Source organism: Citrobacter sp. UYEF32, from assembly GCF_040546205.1.
Classification (GTDB): domain Bacteria; phylum Pseudomonadota; class Gammaproteobacteria; order Enterobacterales; family Enterobacteriaceae; genus Phytobacter; species Phytobacter diazotrophicus.
The window spans coordinates 39237-58384 of the sequence record NZ_JBEPNI010000008.1; the positions used below are offsets into that span (position 1 = coordinate 39237).

The 19148-nt window shown below is 55.8% G+C and carries 13 protein-coding genes; 4 read left to right on the plus strand and 9 right to left on the minus strand.

All coding sequences use genetic code 11. The features are described 5' to 3' along the window. Positions 1-50: 50 nt before the first annotated feature. Both degP and dgt read right to left on the minus strand, forming a co-directional pair. Positions 51-1499: a serine endoprotease DegP gene (degP, locus tag ABIB59_RS21395; protein WP_354036965.1), complete on the minus strand. Its 1449-nt coding sequence runs from the start codon at positions 1497-1499 to the stop codon at positions 51-53. 135 nt (positions 1500-1634) lie between these two features. Then, positions 1635-3149 (minus strand): dGTPase, encoded by a 1515-nt coding sequence (gene dgt, locus ABIB59_RS21400; protein WP_193795155.1) that lies wholly within the window; start codon positions 3147-3149, stop codon positions 1635-1637. A gap of 108 nt (positions 3150-3257) precedes the next feature. Between dgt and mtnN the strand changes: the two genes are divergently transcribed. Genes mtnN through ABIB59_RS21415 form a run of 3 tightly spaced genes read left to right on the plus strand, consistent with a single transcriptional unit; the run spans position 3258 to position 5387 of the window. Continuing rightward, entirely contained in the window at positions 3258-3956 is a 699-nt protein-coding gene (mtnN, locus tag ABIB59_RS21405; RefSeq protein WP_039078424.1) for a 5'-methylthioadenosine/S-adenosylhomocysteine nucleosidase, read from the plus strand. Beyond that, positions 3949-4749, plus strand: a complete 801-nt coding sequence (gene btuF / locus ABIB59_RS21410) for a vitamin B12 ABC transporter substrate-binding protein BtuF (protein ID WP_039078423.1) — start codon at positions 3949-3951, stop codon at positions 4747-4749. Before mtnN ends, btuF begins: the two co-directional genes overlap by 8 nt. A gap of 14 nt (positions 4750-4763) precedes the next feature. Next, positions 4764-5387 carry a TRIC cation channel family protein gene (locus ABIB59_RS21415; protein WP_039078422.1) on the plus strand — a complete coding sequence of 208 codons (624 nt, stop codon included), beginning with the start codon at positions 4764-4766 and terminating at the stop codon, positions 5385-5387. Positions 5388-5436: 49 nt separating this feature from the next. Here the strand turns inward: ABIB59_RS21415 and erpA are convergent, their stop codons facing one another. Then, the gene (erpA, locus tag ABIB59_RS21420) at positions 5437-5781 is read right to left on the minus strand and encodes an iron-sulfur cluster insertion protein ErpA (protein WP_039078421.1); all 345 of its coding nucleotides are present in this window, start codon (positions 5779-5781) and stop codon (positions 5437-5439) included. A gap of 193 nt (positions 5782-5974) precedes the next feature. On the opposite strand from erpA, the gene hemL reads away from it, so the two are divergent. Further along, positions 5975-7255 carry a glutamate-1-semialdehyde 2,1-aminomutase gene (gene hemL, locus ABIB59_RS21425; protein WP_079497221.1) on the plus strand — a complete coding sequence of 427 codons (1281 nt, stop codon included), beginning with the start codon at positions 5975-5977 and terminating at the stop codon, positions 7253-7255. A gap of 147 nt (positions 7256-7402) precedes the next feature. Here the strand turns inward: hemL and fhuB are convergent, their stop codons facing one another. From fhuB to hrpB, 6 genes are all read right to left on the minus strand, one after another. Beyond that, positions 7403-9385, minus strand: a complete 1983-nt coding sequence (gene fhuB / locus ABIB59_RS21430; protein WP_079497223.1) for a Fe(3+)-hydroxamate ABC transporter permease FhuB — start codon at positions 9383-9385, stop codon at positions 7403-7405. Beyond that, positions 9382-10272: a Fe(3+)-hydroxamate ABC transporter substrate-binding protein FhuD gene (gene fhuD / locus ABIB59_RS21435; protein WP_079497224.1), complete on the minus strand. Its 891-nt coding sequence runs from the start codon at positions 10270-10272 to the stop codon at positions 9382-9384. Before fhuD ends, fhuB begins: the two co-directional genes overlap by 4 nt. After that, positions 10272-11069 (minus strand): Fe3+-hydroxamate ABC transporter ATP-binding protein FhuC, encoded by a 798-nt coding sequence (gene fhuC / locus ABIB59_RS21440; RefSeq protein ID WP_125125298.1) that lies wholly within the window; start codon positions 11067-11069, stop codon positions 10272-10274. Before fhuC ends, fhuD begins: the two co-directional genes overlap by 1 nt. Before the next feature lie 47 nt (positions 11070-11116). Next, complete coding sequence (gene fhuA, locus ABIB59_RS21445) at positions 11117-13366, minus strand: ferrichrome porin FhuA (protein WP_079497227.1); 2250 nt, start codon at positions 13364-13366, stop codon at positions 11117-11119. Between the two features lie 250 nt (positions 13367-13616). Further along, positions 13617-16154 (minus strand): bifunctional glycosyl transferase/transpeptidase, encoded by a 2538-nt coding sequence (mrcB, locus tag ABIB59_RS21450; RefSeq protein WP_354036968.1) that lies wholly within the window; start codon positions 16152-16154, stop codon positions 13617-13619. Between the two features lie 465 nt (positions 16155-16619). Then, positions 16620-19049 carry an ATP-dependent helicase HrpB gene (hrpB, locus tag ABIB59_RS21455; RefSeq protein ID WP_354036970.1) on the minus strand — a complete coding sequence of 810 codons (2430 nt, stop codon included), beginning with the start codon at positions 19047-19049 and terminating at the stop codon, positions 16620-16622. Between the last annotated feature and the right edge of the window lie 99 nt (positions 19050-19148).

The following is a 19148-nucleotide window of genomic DNA, read 5'->3' on the forward strand; positions in this document are numbered from 1 at the left end:
CTGAGGAGAGCGCCCTCTTCTCCCGAATGGAAGAAGAGGGCTTAAGCGGGTTACTGCATCAGCAGATAGATTGAAGTATCACCACGCTGAATATTCAAAGCAAGGACCGAAGGCTTGCTGTCGATGATTTTGCGCAACTCGCCAAGGTTTTTCACCGGTTGCTGGTTAGCCCCCACGATGATATCCCCTTTCTTAAGACCAATGCGCGCAGCAGGCGTGTTGGCTTTCACCACGTTCACGACAACGCCCTCATCTTTACCATTGTTGCTCATTTCAGCGCCTTCAATGCCGCTGAAAATATTGCCGGACTCGACCTGATTCTGGCTGCTCTGCTGCAGTTCAAGGCTCACATTCACAGGTTTACCGTCGCGAACCAGACCCAGTTGCACTTTGCTGCCGATAGGCATAGAACCCACTTCCGCACGCAGCGCGGCGAAGCTGCTGATCGGTTTGCCATTCAGCGAAGTAATCACATCACCGGCTTTCACACCTGCTTTCGCAGCCGCAGAATTTGGCATGACCTGGCTGACAAAGGCACCGCGCTGAGCATCGACTTTCATCGCTTTCGCCAGCTCAGAGTTCAGTTCAGTCCCCATGATTCCCAGCTCGCCACGACGTACCTGGCCATACTGCACCATCTGCGCCGTCAGGTTTTTCACCATATTACTTGGGATAGCAAAGCCGATACCGATGTTGCCGCCATCCGGAGCGAGGATGGCGGTATTGATACCGATCAGTTCACCATTCAGGTTAACCAGCGCACCGCCGGAGTTACCCCGGTTGATCGCCGCATCGGTCTGGATAAAGTTTTCATAGTTTTCCGCATTCAGGCCGCTGCGACCCAGCGCAGAGACAATACCTGAGGTCACGGTTTCACCCAGGCCAAACGGGTTACCGATAGCCACGGTATAATCACCAACGCGCAGAGCGTCAGAGTCAGCCAGCTTAATAGCCGTCAGGTTTTTCGGATCCTGAATTTGCACCAGTGCGATATCGGAACGCGGGTCTTTACCAACGATTTTGGCATCGAATTTACGGCCATCGCTCAACTGAACTTTAATAGAGGTCGCATTATCCACCACGTGGTTGTTTGTCACGACATAGCCTTTAGCTGCGTCAATGATGACACCGGAACCCAGAGCCATAAATTTCTGTTGCTGAGCGCCATCACCCCCGGGGCCACCTTGCCCGCCCGGAGCACCACCGCCCTGACAGAAAGGCGAACTCTGGAAGGGAGAACCGTCCTGGCAGAACGGGGAATTATCACCGAAGAACTGCTGGAAATTACGCGGCATACGCGGCGTATTAACCGTGGTGCTGCCTTCTACGTTAATACTTACAACGGATGGCATGACCTGTTCCAGCATGGGTGCCAGGCTTGGCATCTGCTGCGAAGTCGACACCGATGAGGCGGTTTCAGCAGCCATCCCGGAAACAGGGGACAGCGCTAGGCTTAAAGCCAACGCCAGTGCACTCATTGCTAAAGTCGTTTTTTTCATGTCTCTCAATCTCTTTACTGGTAACGCAAACGGCTGTGTATGTATAACTCAGAGTCGCTTTATAGCGTGAAGTTCCGGGATTAAGTTTTTGGAAAAAGTAAAAATTTATTGTCCGTCTTTACAATTCCCAACCGATTATTCCACCGCCATCAAGCGGCGGTATTCATCCCATGCATATAAATCTGTCATTCCGCTGATATAGTCCTGGATGAGCCGACAACGGTGATAATATTCCATTATCGCGAAGTCGCTCCCTTCCGGGGATAATTTGCTCACGGCTTCAACGTAAGCCAGTCGATGGCGCGTTGATAACTTCTGGAACAAGCGTGATTCAATCGGCAAACGTCGCACGCGATCTTTTTCCACAAGCTCTGAAAAATCCGCCAGCGATAATTGCAGTAGCGGACGATAAATCTCCAAAAGCCCACTGATTACGCGATATCCCTGTAACTCCAGTTGTTCAACATCGGGATGACTAAACACCTCTTTAATGGCGACATTTTTATAAAGTTCAAGGAGCTGGCTATAATCGCTGTCATCTTCCAGCAGGGCGTGATTGAATTCTCCGCTGAATATTTGCGGTAGGTTTTCAATAAATCGCTGCGCGGCATAAGGCACAAGTTTATTTAAGGTATTTACACGTAAATACATAAAGAACTGATCTTCGGCGCTGCGGCTTAATGAATTTGCGCGGGATTTCTCCCAGGCGTTCTCCACTACCTGAGAGAACAAAGAACCTTTACTGTGTTCACCCCAGGCGTCATAGAGATGCTGATAGAGTTGCTCTGCGGTAAAAATGCGCTTTTCCACCGCATCTTCAAGGTCAGCTACGCAATAGGAAATATCATCAGCAGCTTCCATTATCCAGGTCAGTGGGAAACGACTGTAAGTATCGAGCTCAAGTTCTTTACGCAGCCGGGCGACATACGTCTCTTCGGAAAAATAAAAACCCGGCTTTTTCATTAAATAACTGTGGGTGGATGGCGGTGGACCACTCCACCAGGCAGGCCGGGTATATTTTAAAATACAGCCCACCTGTGCCCAGGTCAGATTCATGCGCATCAGGGTGTGAACCAGACGAATACCCTGCGCATTTCCTTCAAAATGGCTGAGATCCTGGCGCACCTTACGGCGTAGCGCATTGAGAGCATCTTCCCCCTCCCGCAGACGCAGCGCCACCACTTCGCAGCGATCGTCCGTCAGAGGCTGGCTGGCAGCATCCTCTGGCGCCAGGCGCTGACGAAACCAGTCATTGATTGCCGCCTCGCCAAAATGACCAAATGGCGGATTACCAATGTCGTGCATCAGGCACGCCATCTCAACAATGCTTTCAAAAGGGCCGGTAAGTTCATCCAGGCCATAGGTTTCAAGCAGACGAAGCTCTTTCAGGCGGCTTAACACCTCTTTGGCGATGTAACGCCCAACCTGCTGCACTTCCAGCGAATGGGTCAACCGCGTGCGCACCGCCGCGTTACGTTCCAGGGGGAAGACCTGCGTTTTTTGCTGCAGACGGCGAATCGCCGCCGAGTTGATTATCCGCCCGCGATCGCTTTCAAAAATGCGCAGGATTTCGCGCTCAGTTTTCACGCCTTGTGGCGAACGGTAGCGACGATGCCAGTTTATTTTTTTGCGAAAATCGATCTCAGCCATTTCCTCTCCTGTCAGCGAGGCGTCACGGGGTATCATGCAATTGTGTATGCCATGATAGACTATGCCCTGTAAACGTATCCCTGTCTTATCACATTAGCGAGTATCTCCATGAAAATTGGCATTATTGGTGCAATGGAAGAAGAAGTTACGCTGTTGCGTGACAAAATCGAAAATCGTCAGACGCTGACCATTGGCGGCTGTGAAATTTACACCGGTACGCTGAATGGTACAGAAGTCGCCCTGCTGAAATCTGGCATCGGCAAAGTGGCCGCCGCAATGGGCGCAACACTGCTGCTGGAACGCTGCAAGCCGGATGTGATTATCAATACAGGTTCCGCTGGTGGTCTGGCGTCAACCCTGAAAGTCGGCGATATCGTGGTCTCTGACGAAGCACGCTATCACGACGCGGACGTCACAGCATTTGGCTACGAGTTCGGCCAGTTGCCCGGTTGCCCGGCGGGCTTTAAAGCAGATGAAAAACTGGTTACTGCGGCAGAAAGCTGCATTAAACAGCTCAATCTGAACGCGGTTCGCGGTCTGATTGTCAGCGGTGATGCCTTTATTAACGGCTCCGTGGGTCTGGCCAAAATTCGCCATAACTTCCCGCAAGCCGTAGCCGTTGAAATGGAAGCAACCGCCATTGCGCATGTCTGCCATAACTTTGGCGTACCCTTTGTGGTGGTGCGCGCCATCTCCGACGTGGCCGACCAGCAATCCCACCTGAGCTTTGATGAGTTCCTCGTGGTTGCCGCAAAACAGTCCAGCCTGATGGTTGAGACACTGGTGCAGAACCTGGCACGTGGCTAAATATTTGTTCAGGGCGCTGGCCGCCCTGCTTATTTTTGCTTCGGCGTGGCTTTGCGCCGCGCCGCGCGTGATCTCCCTCTCTCCTGCGAATACGGAAATGGCCTTTGCCGCTGGCATCACGCCTGTGGGCGTCAGCAGCTATTCAGACTTTCCCCCTGAGGCGAAAAAAATCGAGCAGGTTGCCACCTGGCAAGGACTCAACATCGAGCGGATTGTGGCGTTAAAACCCGACGTCGTCCTCGCCTGGCGCGGCGGCAATGCGGAACGTCAGGTCGATCAACTGGAACGGCTGGGTATCAAGGTGCTGTGGCTGGATTCGGTAACCATCGAACAAGTCGCAGAATCTTTAGCCGGGCTCGCACAATACAGCCCACACCCCAAACAAGCACAGCAGGCATCAACTGAGCTGCTGGCCCAGTATCAGGCGCTGAAAAAACAGTATGCCGGGCAGACGAAAAAACGGGTGTTTCTGCAGTTTGGCGGAGAACCGCTTTTCACCAGCGGTAAAGGCTCGCTGCAAAACGAAGTGCTGGAACTGTGCGGGGGCGAGAATATCTTTGCCGCCAGCCGGGTTCCCTGGCCCCAGGTGAGTCGTGAGCAAGTGCTGGCGCGCGAGCCCCATGCGATCGTGGTAGCAGGAAATGTGAGCGAAATTCCTAAAATCGAACAATTCTGGCACAAACAGCTCGATATTCCGGTCATTCCGCTAACCAGCGACTGGTTTGAGCGCGCCGGTCCGCGTATTATCCTCGCCGCTCAACAACTCTGCCCTGCCCTGGCGCAGGTGAAATAACCGGGGATTAAACCATGCTCGTCTACTGGCTGGATATTGTCGGTACCGCTGTTTTTGCCATCTCAGGTGTGCTGCTTGCCGGAAAACTCCGGATGGATCCTTTTGGTGTGCTGGTATTAGGCGTGGTAACCGCCGTCGGTGGCGGCACGATCCGCGATATGGCGCTCGCCCATGGCCCTGTATTCTGGGTGAAAGATCCGACCGACCTGGTGGTGGCAATGGTCACCTGTATGCTGACGATTTTGCTGGTTCGCCAGCCAAGGCGTCTGCCGAAATGGGTGCTGCCAGTGCTTGATGCCGTCGGGCTGGCCGTATTTGTCGGTATTGGGGTAAACAAAGCGTTTATGGCTGGCACCGGGCCGTTGGTCGCAACGGGTATGGGGGTGCTGACCGGTGTTGGCGGTGGGATTATTCGTGATGTGCTGGCACGCGAAGTACCGATGATCCTGCGAACGGAAATCTACGCCACCGCTTGTATCATTGGCGGCATTGTCCATTCAACAGCGGCTTACTCTTTTGATGTGCCGCTGGAAAACGCTGCGATGCTTGGAATGGTGGTCACATTGGGCATTCGCCTTGCCGCCATACGCTGGCATCTCAAGCTGCCGACATTCGCGCTGGATGAGAATGGCAGATAGCAAAAAGCCGTGTCACTGACACGGCTTTTTTGTGGCATCCGAACAGGGATCAGATGCTGAATGAGGATCCGCAACCGCAGGTGCTTGTTGCGTTCGGGTTGGTTACCACAAAACGGGAACCTTCCAGACCTTCGGTATAATCAACCGAACCACCCACCAGATATTGCAGACTCATCGGGTCAACAACAAGGCCTACGCCCTGTTTCTCAATGGTCATGTCGCCATCGTTGATCTGGTCGTCAAACGTGAAGCCATACTGGAAGCCACTGCAACCGCCGCCCGTAATGTAGACACGCAGTTTCAGGTTCGGATTGTCTTCATCCGCAATCAGGTTTTTCACTTTACTGGCTGCTGCGTCGGTAAACTGCAGCGGCAGCGCTACATCGTCACTCATTTTTCGCTCCCATTCATACTGCGATCTGGGCAAATAATAACCCGATCATTTTGGCTATTATCTATTACCCTGGTTATTCGTTCAAGTATTCTCCCTCTGAGGTGGCTATCCTTTCCGTGCGCAATACTTTTATCCTCTTCCAGGAATCCCTTAGAATAAGCCCCATTGTTTTTAACAAACCAGGAACGATTTCATGAGTAAGTCAGAAAACCTCTACAGCGCCGCACGCGAACTTATCCCCGGCGGCGTTAACTCGCCGGTACGCGCCTTCACCGGCGTAGGAGGCACGCCGCTGTTTATTGAGCGCGCTGACGGCGCTTACCTCTACGACGCCGATGGCAAAGCTTACATTGATTACGTCGGCTCCTGGGGTCCGATGGTGCTCGGTCACAACCATCCGGCTATTCGCAATGCGGTAATTGAAGCCGCCCAGCGCGGTCTGAGTTTTGGCGCGCCGACCGAGATGGAAGTGAAAATGGCCGAACTGGTGACTCAACTGGTACCGACCATGGATATGGTGCGTATGGTGAACTCCGGTACCGAAGCCACCATGAGTGCGATTCGTCTGGCTCGCGGTTTTACCGGTCGCGACAAAATCATCAAATTTGAAGGCTGCTACCACGGCCACGCAGACTGCCTGCTGGTCAAAGCGGGATCCGGCGCATTGACGCTGGGCCAGCCAAACTCTCCGGGCGTGCCGGCGGACTTCGCCAAACATACCCTGACGTGCACCTATAACGATCTGTCGAGCGTCCGCGACGCTTTCGAGCAATATCCGCAGGATATCGCCTGTATCATCGTTGAGCCGGTCGCGGGTAACATGAACTGTATTCCGCCGAAAGATGACTTCCTGCCGGGCCTGCGCGCGCTCTGTGATGAGTTCGGCGCGTTGCTGATTATCGACGAAGTGATGACCGGCTTCCGCGTCGCGCTGGCGGGTGCGCAATCTTACTATGACGTCACGCCGGACCTGACTTGCCTGGGTAAAATCATCGGCGGCGGAATGCCGGTGGGCGCATTTGGTGGCCGCCGCGACATTATGGAAGCCCTGGCGCCGACAGGCCCGGTCTATCAGGCCGGTACACTTTCCGGCAACCCCATTGCCATGGCCGCTGGTTATGCCTGCCTGACCGAAGTGTCGCTGGTGGGCGTGCATGAAACCCTCAATGATCTGACGGCATTGCTGGCAGATGGCCTGATTGATGCAGCGCGCGGCCAGGGTATTCCACTGGTGGTCAACCACGTAGGCGGCATGTTCGGTCTGTTCTTTACCGATGCGCCGGAAGTGACCTGTTATCAGGATGTGGTGGCCTGCGATGTGGAACGCTTTAAGCGCTTCTTCCATCTGATGCTTGAAGAGGGTGTCTATTTTGCGCCATCAGCTTTCGAAGCAGGTTTTATGTCCATCGCGCATAGCGAAGAAGATATCCGCAATACGGTTGATGCAGCACGCCGCGTGTTTGCGAAGCTGTAATTTCTGACGAGACAGGTGTCGCCTTGCGTGGCACCTGTTCAGCCAGAATCGTATCCCGGATAAGGCGCTTGCGCCGTCATCCGGGACACGCCCTGGTGGCGCAACGCTTACCAGGGCTACATTAGGGCCGCATCGGCGCTCCACCGCTTATCGGCTCTGCTTTCTCAACAAATAGATAAAATACGGCGCGCCGATAAAGGTCGACAGCAGTCCTGCCGGGACCTGGTAGGGAAACATCATCATCCGCCCGCACCAGTCGGCAAACACCAACAGAAGCCCACCCGTCAGCGCAGACATAACGATATGCGGCATGGTACGGCGAAAACCCATCATACGCGCGATATGCGGTGCCATCAGGCCGATAAAACTCAGCGGGCCAATGGTCATCGTTGCGGTTGCCGTTAACGCCGCCGCCAGCAGCAATAGCCCGATACGTGATGTGGTCAACGCCATCCCCACCGAACGCGCCGTATCACCGCCCAGCGGCAATACCGTCAGCCAGCGACGACATAACGGCACCAGCGCGAGGAGCACGACCATCATCAGGCCCGTAAGCATCACCTGCTCAAAGGTCGCGTGATAGGTCGAACCGGAAATCCACGTCAGGATCTTCGCCATACGCGGATCGCCGCTTGCCTGCAACATCATCAACAGCATGGTGAACGCGGTACTGAGCGCCATCCCGGCCAGTAGCATACGGTGCGGCGAAAAGCCCCCGCGACCGGCGGCAATCAGAATGATCAGCAGCGTAATGGCCGCACCGAGACTGCCGGCTGGCATCAGCCAGCCAAACGCATTCCCCGGCACGAAGAACAGCATGACCACAACACCGAAGGCCGCTCCGGAGCTAATCCCCAGCACTTCCGGGCTTGCCATCGGGTTCCCCGTCAGGCGCTGAATAATACACCCGGCTACCGCCAGCATGATTCCGGCGGTCAGCGCGGCGATAATCCGCGGCAAACGCCACTGCATTAGATCGTCAAGCATCGTACCGCTAATCCAGCGCCAGCCTTCCGCGTCGCGTCCGAACGAAAGAGCCACCAGTACGCCCAGTAGCAATACAACCAGCCCGGCCAGCGCAAACCATTGCACGTTTTGCCGTTCCGTGGGGACATTGTCCCCGACATCCATCGAAGGCGCGCTCATGCTGCGCAAACGCGGCAGCAGCCACAGTAACAGCGGCGCGCCAATCAGCGCCGTCATAGATCCTGTGGAGACCTCTCTCCATACGCGGGCAAGCCACAGGATAAGCTGGTCAGATAGCCAAAGAATCAGGGCGCCAATCAGGGGGGCGAGCATCAGACGCGCCAACAGACGCCGCGCACCGAGCATTTTCGCCAACAAGGGTGCAAACAGGCCGATAAAACCGATAATCCCGACCGCATTCACCAGCAGTGCGCTGAGTACGATCGCAAGCGTAAGCGCGGCCAGACGCGCCATTGATAACGCGAGACCAAGATTGCGGGCAACGCCATCATCCAGCCCCATTAATGTTAATGGTCGCAGCAACAACAGGGTGAGCACCACGCCGCCGATCAACTGCGGCCACAGGCGCTGCACGCCGCTCCAGTCGGTCTGGGTAAGCGTACCGGTACTCCACAGGAACATACTTTGCAGCGCATCGTGGTGGAAAATCACCAACAACTGGTTGACCGCCCCGCAGTAGAGGCTCACCACCAGCCCTGCCAGAATGAGCGTCACCGGAGAAAGCCGTTTGCCCCAGGCAACCCCAAACACCAGCGCGCCAACCACACAGGCGCCGGCCAGCGCGGCAAACTGCGTGGTCAACGCGCCCGGAAGCGCCCAGAGCGTGACGATGGTGATGCCCAGTTGCGCGCCGGTAGAGACCCCAAGCGTTGTAGGTTCTGCCAGCGGGTTACGTAAGACCTGCTGGAACAGTACCCCCACCAGCCCCAGGCCAGCCCCGACTAACAGCGAAATCACCAGTCGTGGCAGCAGGCTGTAATGGAACAGCATCTGTTCAATCACATCAACGTTGGGCGAAAAAAGCGCCTGCCCCCACTGTGCACGGGGAAGTGCGGCATTCAAATTCAGCCAGGTTAGCCAGGCACCAGCAATGAATAACACCGCCAGTAGCAGGCCCGGCAGTAACGCAAACGGTCTTCTCATGCTTTGCCCCCGAGCGCGTTATCCAGAACACGCACAAAGTGCATGGCAGAGAGCGTCGCGCCATAGAACCAGACGGCAGGTACGCGCTGGAATCGGCCCGCGCGAACAAATGGCATCGCCTGCCACAGCGGGGTCGCCATCAACTTACGCATATCAGCATCATTACCGTGGTCAAAACAGAGAACATCGACGTCTTTATACATCGCCAGGCGATCAATCCCCACGGCGGTGCTTCCCCAGAACGAGGTTTCCCCCTGCCAGGCGTTTTGAATACCAAACTCATCCAGGACTTCCTGGAACAGGCAGTTGCGGGTAAAGACCAGCATGTGGCGTGCATCCAGCAGCGTCATCAGCAGCAGCGGGCGTTCGCCACGCGGTCTGAAGTGCGGTTTTCTGTCGGCAATAAAGCTATCGAAGGTATCCAGATGCGCTTTTGCCGCCGCTTCCATATGGAATAGCTGTGCCATCTCGTTGAGGGATTTTCGTGCCGTCGCCAGCGGTTTCTTGCCGTCGCTAAAATTGAACCCCTGCCCCGGCGCGATTCTCGCCAGTACATCGGCAGAGGGGCCATAGCCGGCAGACCAGACCAGGAAAGAAGGTTTCATCTGCGTAAGCAGTTCCAGATTGGGCTCCGTGCGCAGCCCAACATCAATCACCCCGGCGGGGAGCGCAGGCTCATTCACCCACAGATTGTAATTGGGAATATCGGCAATGCCGTAAGGTTTAATCCCCAGCGCCAGCAGCAGTTCGACCGGCAGCCACTCCAGACCGACAATCCGCTGCGTGTCGATTTCCGCGGCCTGCGCGCTGCGCATCTGCCACAGCAAAGGAGAGAGCGCCATCATCGTCAACAGGCGACGACGGCTAATCAGGTTCAGGCCATCCATCAATAGACAAAGCTCACCGGGGCAGCACCTGACGGGTGAGGAAGAATCCCCATCGGGATACCGTAAATTTGTTCGAGAGTCTCCGCGCGCATGAGTGTATCCGGGGTCCCCTGGGCAATCATTTCACCGGCGCGTAATGCGACAAGGTAATCGCAATAGCGCGCCGCCATATTGATATCGTGTAACACGGCAATTACCGTCAGCCCGCGTTGCTGGCTTAAACGATGCACCAGCGCCAGCACGTCCACCTGATGAGCGATATCCAGCGCCGAGGTTGGTTCATCCAAAAGCAGACAACGGCTATCCTGTGCCACCAGCATGGCAATCCATGCTCGCTGACGTTCACCGCCGGACAGGCTATCAACCAGACGATGCGCCAGTGGTTTGAGTCCAACCAGCGCTATCGCCTCTTCCACTTTCTCTCTGTCAGCCACACCAAAACGGCCCAGCGCGCCATGCCACGGATACCGACCAATCGCCACCAGCTCACGTACCGTCATCCCTTCTGCCTGAGGCAACTGCTGCGGCAGATAGGCCACCTTACGGGCAAAGGATTTACTGCTCCAACTTGCCAGCGGCTGTCCGTCGAGCAGAACATCTCCCTGCGAAGGCGGTTGATGACGCCCCAGCATTTTCAGCAGTGTGGATTTCCCTGAACCGTTATGCCCGATAAGGCCAGTGACTTTACCAACCGGAAAGGTCAGAGAAAGGGGATGCAGCAGCGTGCGGCCAGGCACACTGAATGTGACGTCGGTGAGTTGAAACGTGGTATCGGGAAGCGCGTTGTTTTCCTGCATGAGTGCCAACTTTTAAAAGGGCACGGCGAACCGTGCCCGAAGAGAGATTAGAAGCGGAAGGTTGCTGTCGCCACCACCTGGCGCTCAGCCCCCCAGAAGCAACCATAGGTATTAAAGCAGCTTGCGACGTACTCGCGATCGAACAGGTTGTTCACGTGTAACGCCACATTAGAGCCCGCCAGGCCTACACGCGCCAGATCGTAACGCACCAGAGCGTCAACTAACGTGTAACTCCCCACTTTGAAAGAGTTCGCCGGATCGCCCTGGCTGGAACCGGTAAAGCGAGCGCCGGTACCCAGCGTCAGACCAGAGAGCGCGCCATCAAAGATGGTGTAATCGCCCCACAGAGATGCCATGTGTTTTGGCACCTGGGCAGGCGTGTTGCCTTTGTAGTTGGTATCGGTAGTGTACTCAGCGTCGGTATAGGTATAAGAACCGACCACATTGATGCTGGCAGAGAGTGCCGCTTTCGCTTCAAGCTCAACGCCGCGCGCACGGATTTCGCCGCCTTCAACCGAGTAGAAAGATCCCGCCGGATCGCCCATCAGGTTGTTGGTTTTGGTCAACTGATACACTGCACCGGTCAGCACAATCGGACGATCTTTTGGTACGTATTTCACGCCCGCTTCGTACTGCTTACCTTTAGACGGTGCGAAAATCTTGCCATTCTGGCCCGTCGTGGATGCCGGTTCGAAGGATTCGCTATAGCTAAAGTATGGTGTTACACCATTGTCGAACAGGTAGTTAACGCCACCGCGCCAGGTGAACTGCTTATCGTCACGGGTGGTTTGTATGCCAGTGGTACGGGTCAGGGTTTCCTGCTTCGCCCAGTCATAACGCCCCCCGAGGGTGACCAGCACTTTGTCCCACTGCGCCTGATCCTGCGCATACACACCGGTCTGTTTCTGTTTATTCAGCACCTGATAAGGACCTGAGTTAGTCAGATCTTTGGTACCGAAATCGAAATCAGAAGAGACAGGGTTGTAGAGATCCAGCAACGGAACAGAGTTGTCATAACCGAACCAGGAGTCGATATCATTACGCATACGCATAAAGTCAACGCCAGTCAGCAGGGTATGATCTACATCGCCAGTGGCGAATTTGCTCTGCAACTGAGTATCCACAGTGAACGTCTGCAGGCGTTCGCTATCAACGACGTATTTACGTGCCAGATAGTGGCCTTTATCCGCTGCAGAGAGCGCATTACAGCTAGCGTTAAAACCATTGGCTGAATCTGAGCAGACGCCGTAACCATAGACGCTATTCTGCGCGACTTTGTTTTCCGCGTAACGCAGGTTCTGGCGCAGCGTGAAGGTATCGTTAAAGCCATGTTCGAAGCTGTAACCCACCATTTTCTCATTACGGGAATAGGTGTTGTTCTTCGCGCCTTCGTTGAAGTCGGTCGGCAGACGGGAGCCATTTGGCAGCGGCTGAACGGTCCCCTCTTTCGGTAACCAGCCGTAGTAACCCGTATCCGGTTCGTTCTGGAAATAAGAAAGGAATGTGAAGTTCGTTTTGTCATCAGGACGCCAACTGAAAGACGGCGCAATGGTGTAGCGCTGCTCTTTTGCCCCTTCCTGTTGGGCGTTAGCGGAGCGTGCCAGGCCGGTCAAACGATAAGAATAAACGCCGTCGTCATCCAGCGCGTCGCTAAAATCAAAACCTGTCTGGTACAGGTTATCGGTGCCCATCTTGAACTGCACTTCATACAGCGGCGTCGTTGTCGGACGTTTGCTGACCATGTTCAGTAACCCACCCGGGCTGCTCTTACCGTACAGCACAGAAGCCGGGCCGCGCAGGATTTCAGCACGTTCGAGCATGTAAGGATCAATCACCGCGTCGTTGTAGAAGTTGCCCTGCATCTTCATACCGTCGAGGTAGTTATTCTGGCTCTGACCATCTGCGGCAAAACCACGAATGACAAGATAGTCATAGGTGTTGGATGCGCCACGCGTCCCCACGGCGACACCCGGCGTGTAACTCAGCGCTTCCTTCACGGACTTCGGCTGATGCAGGGCCATCTCTTCGCTGGTTACCACGGAGATAGACTGCGGGGTCTTCTCAATCGGGGTGTCGGTCTTGGTCCCCGTCGCAGAGTGGCGCGCGGCAATCGTTGCCGCCGGGCCCCAGGCATTTTCCTGCCCCGCCGTGCTGCTGGAGGTTACGGTAACGGTTTCTTCAGGTTGGGTCGTTGCAGCCTGTGCATAGACAGACATGCCGCTAACCGCTGTGGCTACAACTACTGCGAGTTTACGCAGTGAGGTGTTGACTGGCTGAGCAGTTTTTAGACGCGCCATTGTTTGTTCTCTGACAATGAGTGAATGATAACGTAAACGATAATTATTATTATGACGGCAGCATAATATGCGAAGCGCCGACCGCATAGCAAGCGCTAAGCGGCCCTGCTCGGTGTGAGGGATTAATAAACAACCAGGTAAAAAGGATGGCGTTAAAAAGGAATTAAAAAGGATTTAAAACGAGGTTAAAGAGATGTTCCAGCCATGCCTAAATCAAAAACCCCCAGCCGGGCGACTGGGGGTTTGAGCATTAGTTACTACCGAACATATCTTTAATCCAGCCTGCAACACCGTCGCTCTTCTCTTGCTGCTGCGGTGGCTGTTGCTGAGGCTGCTGCTGTTGCGGCGGCGGGGTTGACTGATCGAACGGATTACCCTGCGGCTGCTGCTGCATCATCGGATTTTGCTGGCACAGCGTTTCCGGGCTGGTCGTCCAGACCGGCAGTGAACGCACACCGCCACCGCCGCAAATGAAGTTGCCCATATCATCCACGCTCATGGTGGTGATATCTTCCGGCGGCGTCAGATCCAGCGGAATTGGCGACTGGTTTGCCAGATAGCGCTGATAGATAGCCATCGCCCCGCTCGCACCATACAGCTTGGTCGGCTGGTTATTATCACGCCCAACCCAGGTAATCGTCACTTCACGCCCGTCAATCCCGGCAAACCAGGTATCGACGTTATTGTTGGTGGTACCGGTTTTCCCTGCCAGATGCAGCCCCGGATATTTTGCGCCGAGCTGGCGCCCGGTACCGCGCTGAATAACCTGCTGCATGGTCCACAGGGTCAGATAGGCCGCCTGTGCAGGTACCGCACGCTCAGACTGCGGATAACTCTGGTACAGCACCGTACCATCCTCTGCAATGACTGAACGCAGCGCAGACAACGTTGCGCGGTTACCGCCGCTGGCGATGGTCTGGAACGCTTGCGCGACTTCAATCGGCGTCAGGTTGAGCGCCCCCAACAGCATGGACGGGTTAGCCGTTAACTGATCTTTAGGCGCACCTAATTTCAACCAGGTGTCGGTCACCGCAGGCAGCCCCATTGCCATCCCGAGGTTAACTGTCGGCACGTTCATGGAGCGCGTTAACGCATCCACCAGCATCACCTGACCGCTAAAACGGTGGTCGTCGTTTTGCGGTGCCCAGACCTGACCATTCGACAGGCGCAGTGAAATCGGCGCATCGGCAATGGAGGTATTCAGACGGAATTTATCCGGCTGGCTTAGCGCTGTCAGGTAGGTCGCCGGTTTTGCCAACGAGCCGATAGAGCGGCGCGCCTGCATTGCACGGTTATAGCCCGCAAATTGCGGCGTCGCCCCGCCGACCATTGCACGGACTTCGCCACTGAAGCGATCCACAACCACCATCGCGGTTTCCAGGTCGTCCAGTTTACGCTGCTTGATCAAGGCCGGAATACCTTCCACCGCCGCTTTTTCTGCCGCGTCCTGCGCAACAGAATCAAAGGTGGTGAAAATCTTCACGCCCGACAAGTCCTTCACTTTGTCATCGCCGAGTTTAGCCTGAAGCTCCTGACGGACCATCTGCATAAACGCAGGCTGCGGCGAAATCACGCCACCACGCGGCTGCACACCAAGTGGACGAGCGCTGAGCATGTCGTAAAGCTCCTGGTCAATCACCTTCTGCTCTTGCATCAGGCGCAGGACAAGGTTACGTCGCTCCAGGGCCAGTTTTGGGTTACGCCACGGGTTGTAGATTGACGCCCCTTTCACCATCCCGACCAACATCGCCTGCTGGTCGAGACTCAGCTCTTCCACCGGACGGCCAAAGTAGTAAAGGCTTGCCAACGGGAAACCACGGATTTCGTTATCACCGCTCTGCCCGAGGTACACTTCGTTCATGTACAGTTCAAGGATACGATCCTTGCTGTAACGGGCATCGACGATCAGTGCCATATAGGCTTCGTTAGCCTTACGCCAATAGGAGCGCTCGCTGCTCAGGAACAGGTTTTTTACCAATTGCTGGGTCAGCGTACTCGCCCCCTGCACCGTACGTCCGGCGGTCAGGTTCGCCAGCACCGCACGGCCAATCGAGTAAAAACTGATACCATCATGCTCGTAGAAGTGGCGGTCTTCGGTCGCCAGCAGCGTATCCACCAGCAGATCCGGGAAGCCACTGCGCGGGACAAACAGACGCTGTTCGCCGTTAGGCGAGGAAAGCATGGTGATCAAACGCGGATCGAGACGGAAGAAACCGAACTGACGGTTACTGTCCATGTTCTCAATGCTATCGAGTCGGTCGCCATCAAACGTCAGACGAGCCCGGACCTGCCCTTCTTTGCTATCAGGGAAGTCAAACGGGCGGCGGATCATCTCAATGCTTTTCGCCTGCACGGTAAACTCGCCAGGACGCGTCATCTTCGTCACCTGACGGTACTGTGTGGCTTCCAGCAGTTTGACCATCTCGTTTTTGCTGATGGGCATATCCGGCTCAAGGTTGACCATACGGCCATAGACGGCAGCCGGCAGTTGCCACACTTTGCCATCGATACGGCTGCGGATCTTCTGATCCAGGTACACGCCATAAATGGCCAGCAGCACCGCACCCACGATACAAATTTTCAACAGCAGCCAGAACCAACGGCGCTTACCGCGAGGTTTACCGCCTTTACCTTTCCCTTTGCGCGGCGCTGAGTCCTGCTCATCGCCATCATCATCTTCGTAATCGTCGTATTCCTCTTCTCTGACTCGACGACGACTTACTTTCTCTTTTGCCGGACGTGAAGGTCTGCTCTTACGTCCAATTGGCTCGCGGTCATTCCCCGCCATGCTCTCTCTCCGCAACATTCAGGCGCAAGGGCCTGATTCTCAGTTCTTCCGCCTCCAGGCAGAAGAAGAAATCTCTCAAAATAAACAGTAAGATTTTCTCAACGAGAAAATCTTTAGTGTCTGCACCCTCTCCCTGTGGGAGAGGGACGGGGTGAGGGCATCAGGTCGCACTCCAGGTAAACAGCAAGATTTTCTCAACGAGAAAATCTTAGTGTCTGCACCCTCTCCCTGTGGGAGAGGGCCGGGGTGAGGGCATCAGGCCGCACTCCAGGTAAACAGCAAGATTTTCTCAACGAGAAAATCTTTAGTGTCTGCACCCTCTCCCTGTGGGAGAGGGCCGGGGTGAGGGCATCAGGCCGCACTCCAGGTAAACAGCAGATGTTCTCAACGAGAAAATCTTAGCGTCTGCACCCTCTCCCTGTGGGAGAGGGCCGGGGTGAGGGCATCAATCTGCCCCGCCCATAACTACGAATACTTTTTCGTGCGCCGCGTCGGTGCGGCATTCGCCGGATCGTCAGGCCAGACATGTTTCGGGTAACGCCCTTTCATCTCTTTTTGCACTTCACGGTAGGCGCCCTGCCAGAACGCCGCTAAATCGCGCGTAATTTGCAGCGGACGCTGAGCCGGGGAAAGCAGTTCCAGTACCAGCGCAATGCGCCCCTGAGCGATAACAGGCGTTGTGGCCTCACCAAACATCTCCTGCATACGCACCGCCAGAGCAGGCGGATTATCCTCATGATAACGAATGGCAATCCGACTTCCCGTCGGCACAGTGTAATGCCCAGGCAGTTCACTATCCAGACGTTGACGCAAAGGCCAGGGTAAGAAAGCTTTTAATGCTTCGCCCACGTCCAGCGCTTTCAACGCGCGAAGCGAATGTACGCCCCCCATTTGCGGTAACAGCCAGCTTTCCAGAGAAGCCAGCAGCGAAGCGTCATCTACCGCAGGCCATGCCTCTTCCGGCAGCCATTTCGCCGCGCAATGTAAACGCAGACGAAGCTGTTTCGCCTCGGGCGTCCAGTTAAGGACATCCAACCCTTTATCACGAATGCCGTTGAGCATCGCCTGGTGTAGTTCTTCTTCCGGAAGCTTCGCCAGCGGCTGAACCTTAACCGTCAATTGACCAATCCGGCTACGGCGAAATGCCTTTAAGGTTCCCAGCGCTTCATCCCATTCCACAGAGTCAGACGGCTCAACAATGTGCGGACAAGCTGCCATTAACCGATCAATGTCAAGCGGCAGCGCCAGCAAAATGCGGGCATCCGGCGACTGGCTCCCTTGTAACAGCAGTGGCGCGAGCAGCCATTCATGGCGATTAAGCGCGTCATCCGCGTCAAGCATTGCGCCCATTCCGTTTGCGAGTTGATAACGCCCGTCCTGGCCACGCCTGCGCGCAATGCGGTCGGCAAAAGCGCTGGCAAGCAACGGCGCCAACAGATCGCTATCCGACTCCCCTTCCGCACTTTTCAACCGCCGGATCAGCTGTCGGGCACGCTGCTGCCACTGGGGCTGATTGCGGGAAAAGGCAACGCTCAAATCGGTATTACCGCCGCGCGGCGGCTCTTCAAGGATGGCTGCCAGCTTCGCCGCCGTTGCCACCTCATCCGCACCGCTGGCGCTCGCTAACATCGCGGCCAGGCGCGGATCGTTACCCAGCGATGCCATTTTTTTCCCGAACGCAGAGAGGCGATCGCCTTCCAGCGCCCGCAGTTGCGTCAACAACCGCTTCGCTGCGGCAAGGTTAGTCGCTGGCGGTAAATCCAGCCAGCTAAGCTGCACGGGATCCTGGCATCCCCACTGTAACAACTCCATCAACAGGCCAGACAAATCGCTTTGCAAAATCTCTGGCTCGCTCTGTGCCGCCGCCCTTTCGGCCTGTTCTTTGCCGATCAAATGCAAACAGATACCTGGTTCAAGGCGCCCGGCACGTCCAGCACGCTGCGTCATCGATGCCTGGCTCACGCGCTGAGTGACAAGCCGTGTTAGCCCTGTTCGCGAATCGAAACGGGCCACCCGCTCCTGGGCGCTGTCCACTACCAGACGAATGCCTTCTATGGTCAGGCTGGTCTCGGCGATATTGGTCGCCAGCACCACCTTTCGTTGCCCGACAGGCGGCGGAAGAATGGCTTTGCGTTGTTCATTGAGCGACAACGCCCCATACAGCGGACAGAGCAATACATCGTCAGCGACCCGGCTGGCCAGTTGTTCCTGCACACGCTGGATCTCCCCGACTCCCGGCAAAAACAGTAACAACGACCCCGATTGCGAACGCAGCAAATCGGCTGTCGCCACCGCGACCGCCTCGTCAAAGCGCTGATGGCTGTTTAAGGCCTGATAGCGCCGCTCGACCGGGTGCATACGCCCTTCGGAAACAATTAGCGGCGCATCCGGCAACAGGGTCTGCAGGCGGCTGTTATCAAGGGTGGCTGACATGACCAGCAGTTTCAGGTCGTCACGCAGTCCCTGCTGGACATCCAGCAATAGCGCCAGCGCCAGATCGGCCTGCAGGCTACGTTCGTGGAATTCATCAAGGATCACCAGACCAACGCCGTTCAGCTCGGGATCGTGCTGGATCATTCGCGTCAGGATCCCCTCAGTCACCACTTCCAGACGCGTATTCGGCCCAACACAAGTTTGGGCTCTCATCCGGTAGCCGACCGTGTCACCAGGCTGCTCATTGAGCAGTTCCGCCAGCCGTTGCGCCACGTTACGGGCAGCCAGCCTGCGCGGTTCAAGCAGTAAAATACACCCGTCAATACCGCCCTGCTGCAACAATTGCAGCGGCAGCCAGGTTGACTTCCCCGCGCCTGTCGGGGCAGTTAGCAGTACCTGGGGAGCGTGTTGTAACGCATTGAGAAGGTCGGGCAATACGGCAGCAACCGGCAGTGAGGACACTCAAGGCTCCAGAGGATTCACATTGATAAGGACGGGGCCAATTGTACATGAACTACGGCGCTTTGGAGCGCCGAAGGATTTGCGAGCATCCGCCTGCCA

What these genes read in the sequence shown, in the direction of transcription:
- degP (WP_354036965.1), bottom strand. Translation starts at nt 1,499, where the DNA reads ATGAAAAAAACGACTTTAGCAATGAGTGCACTGGCGTTGGCTTTAAGC.
- dgt (WP_193795155.1), bottom strand. Translation starts at nt 3,149, where the DNA reads ATGGCTGAGATCGATTTTCGCAAAAAAATAAACTGGCATCGTCGCTAC.
- mtnN (WP_039078424.1), top strand. Translation starts at nt 3,258, where the DNA reads ATGAAAATTGGCATTATTGGTGCAATGGAAGAAGAAGTTACGCTGTTG.
- ABIB59_RS21415 (WP_039078422.1), top strand. Translation starts at nt 4,764, where the DNA reads ATGCTCGTCTACTGGCTGGATATTGTCGGTACCGCTGTTTTTGCCATC.
- erpA (WP_039078421.1), bottom strand. Translation starts at nt 5,781, where the DNA reads ATGAGTGACGATGTAGCGCTGCCGCTGCAGTTTACCGACGCAGCAGCC.
- hemL (WP_079497221.1), top strand. Translation starts at nt 5,975, where the DNA reads ATGAGTAAGTCAGAAAACCTCTACAGCGCCGCACGCGAACTTATCCCC.
- fhuB (WP_079497223.1), bottom strand. Translation starts at nt 9,385, where the DNA reads ATGAGAAGACCGTTTGCGTTACTGCCGGGCCTGCTACTGGCGGTGTTA.
- fhuD (WP_079497224.1), bottom strand. Translation starts at nt 10,272, where the DNA reads ATGGATGGCCTGAACCTGATTAGCCGTCGTCGCCTGTTGACGATGATG.
- fhuC (WP_125125298.1), bottom strand. Translation starts at nt 11,069, where the DNA reads ATGCAGGAAAACAACGCGCTTCCCGATACCACGTTTCAACTCACCGAC.
- fhuA (WP_079497227.1), bottom strand. Translation starts at nt 13,366, where the DNA reads ATGGCGCGTCTAAAAACTGCTCAGCCAGTCAACACCTCACTGCGTAAA.
- mrcB (WP_354036968.1), bottom strand. Translation starts at nt 16,154, where the DNA reads ATGGCGGGGAATGACCGCGAGCCAATTGGACGTAAGAGCAGACCTTCA.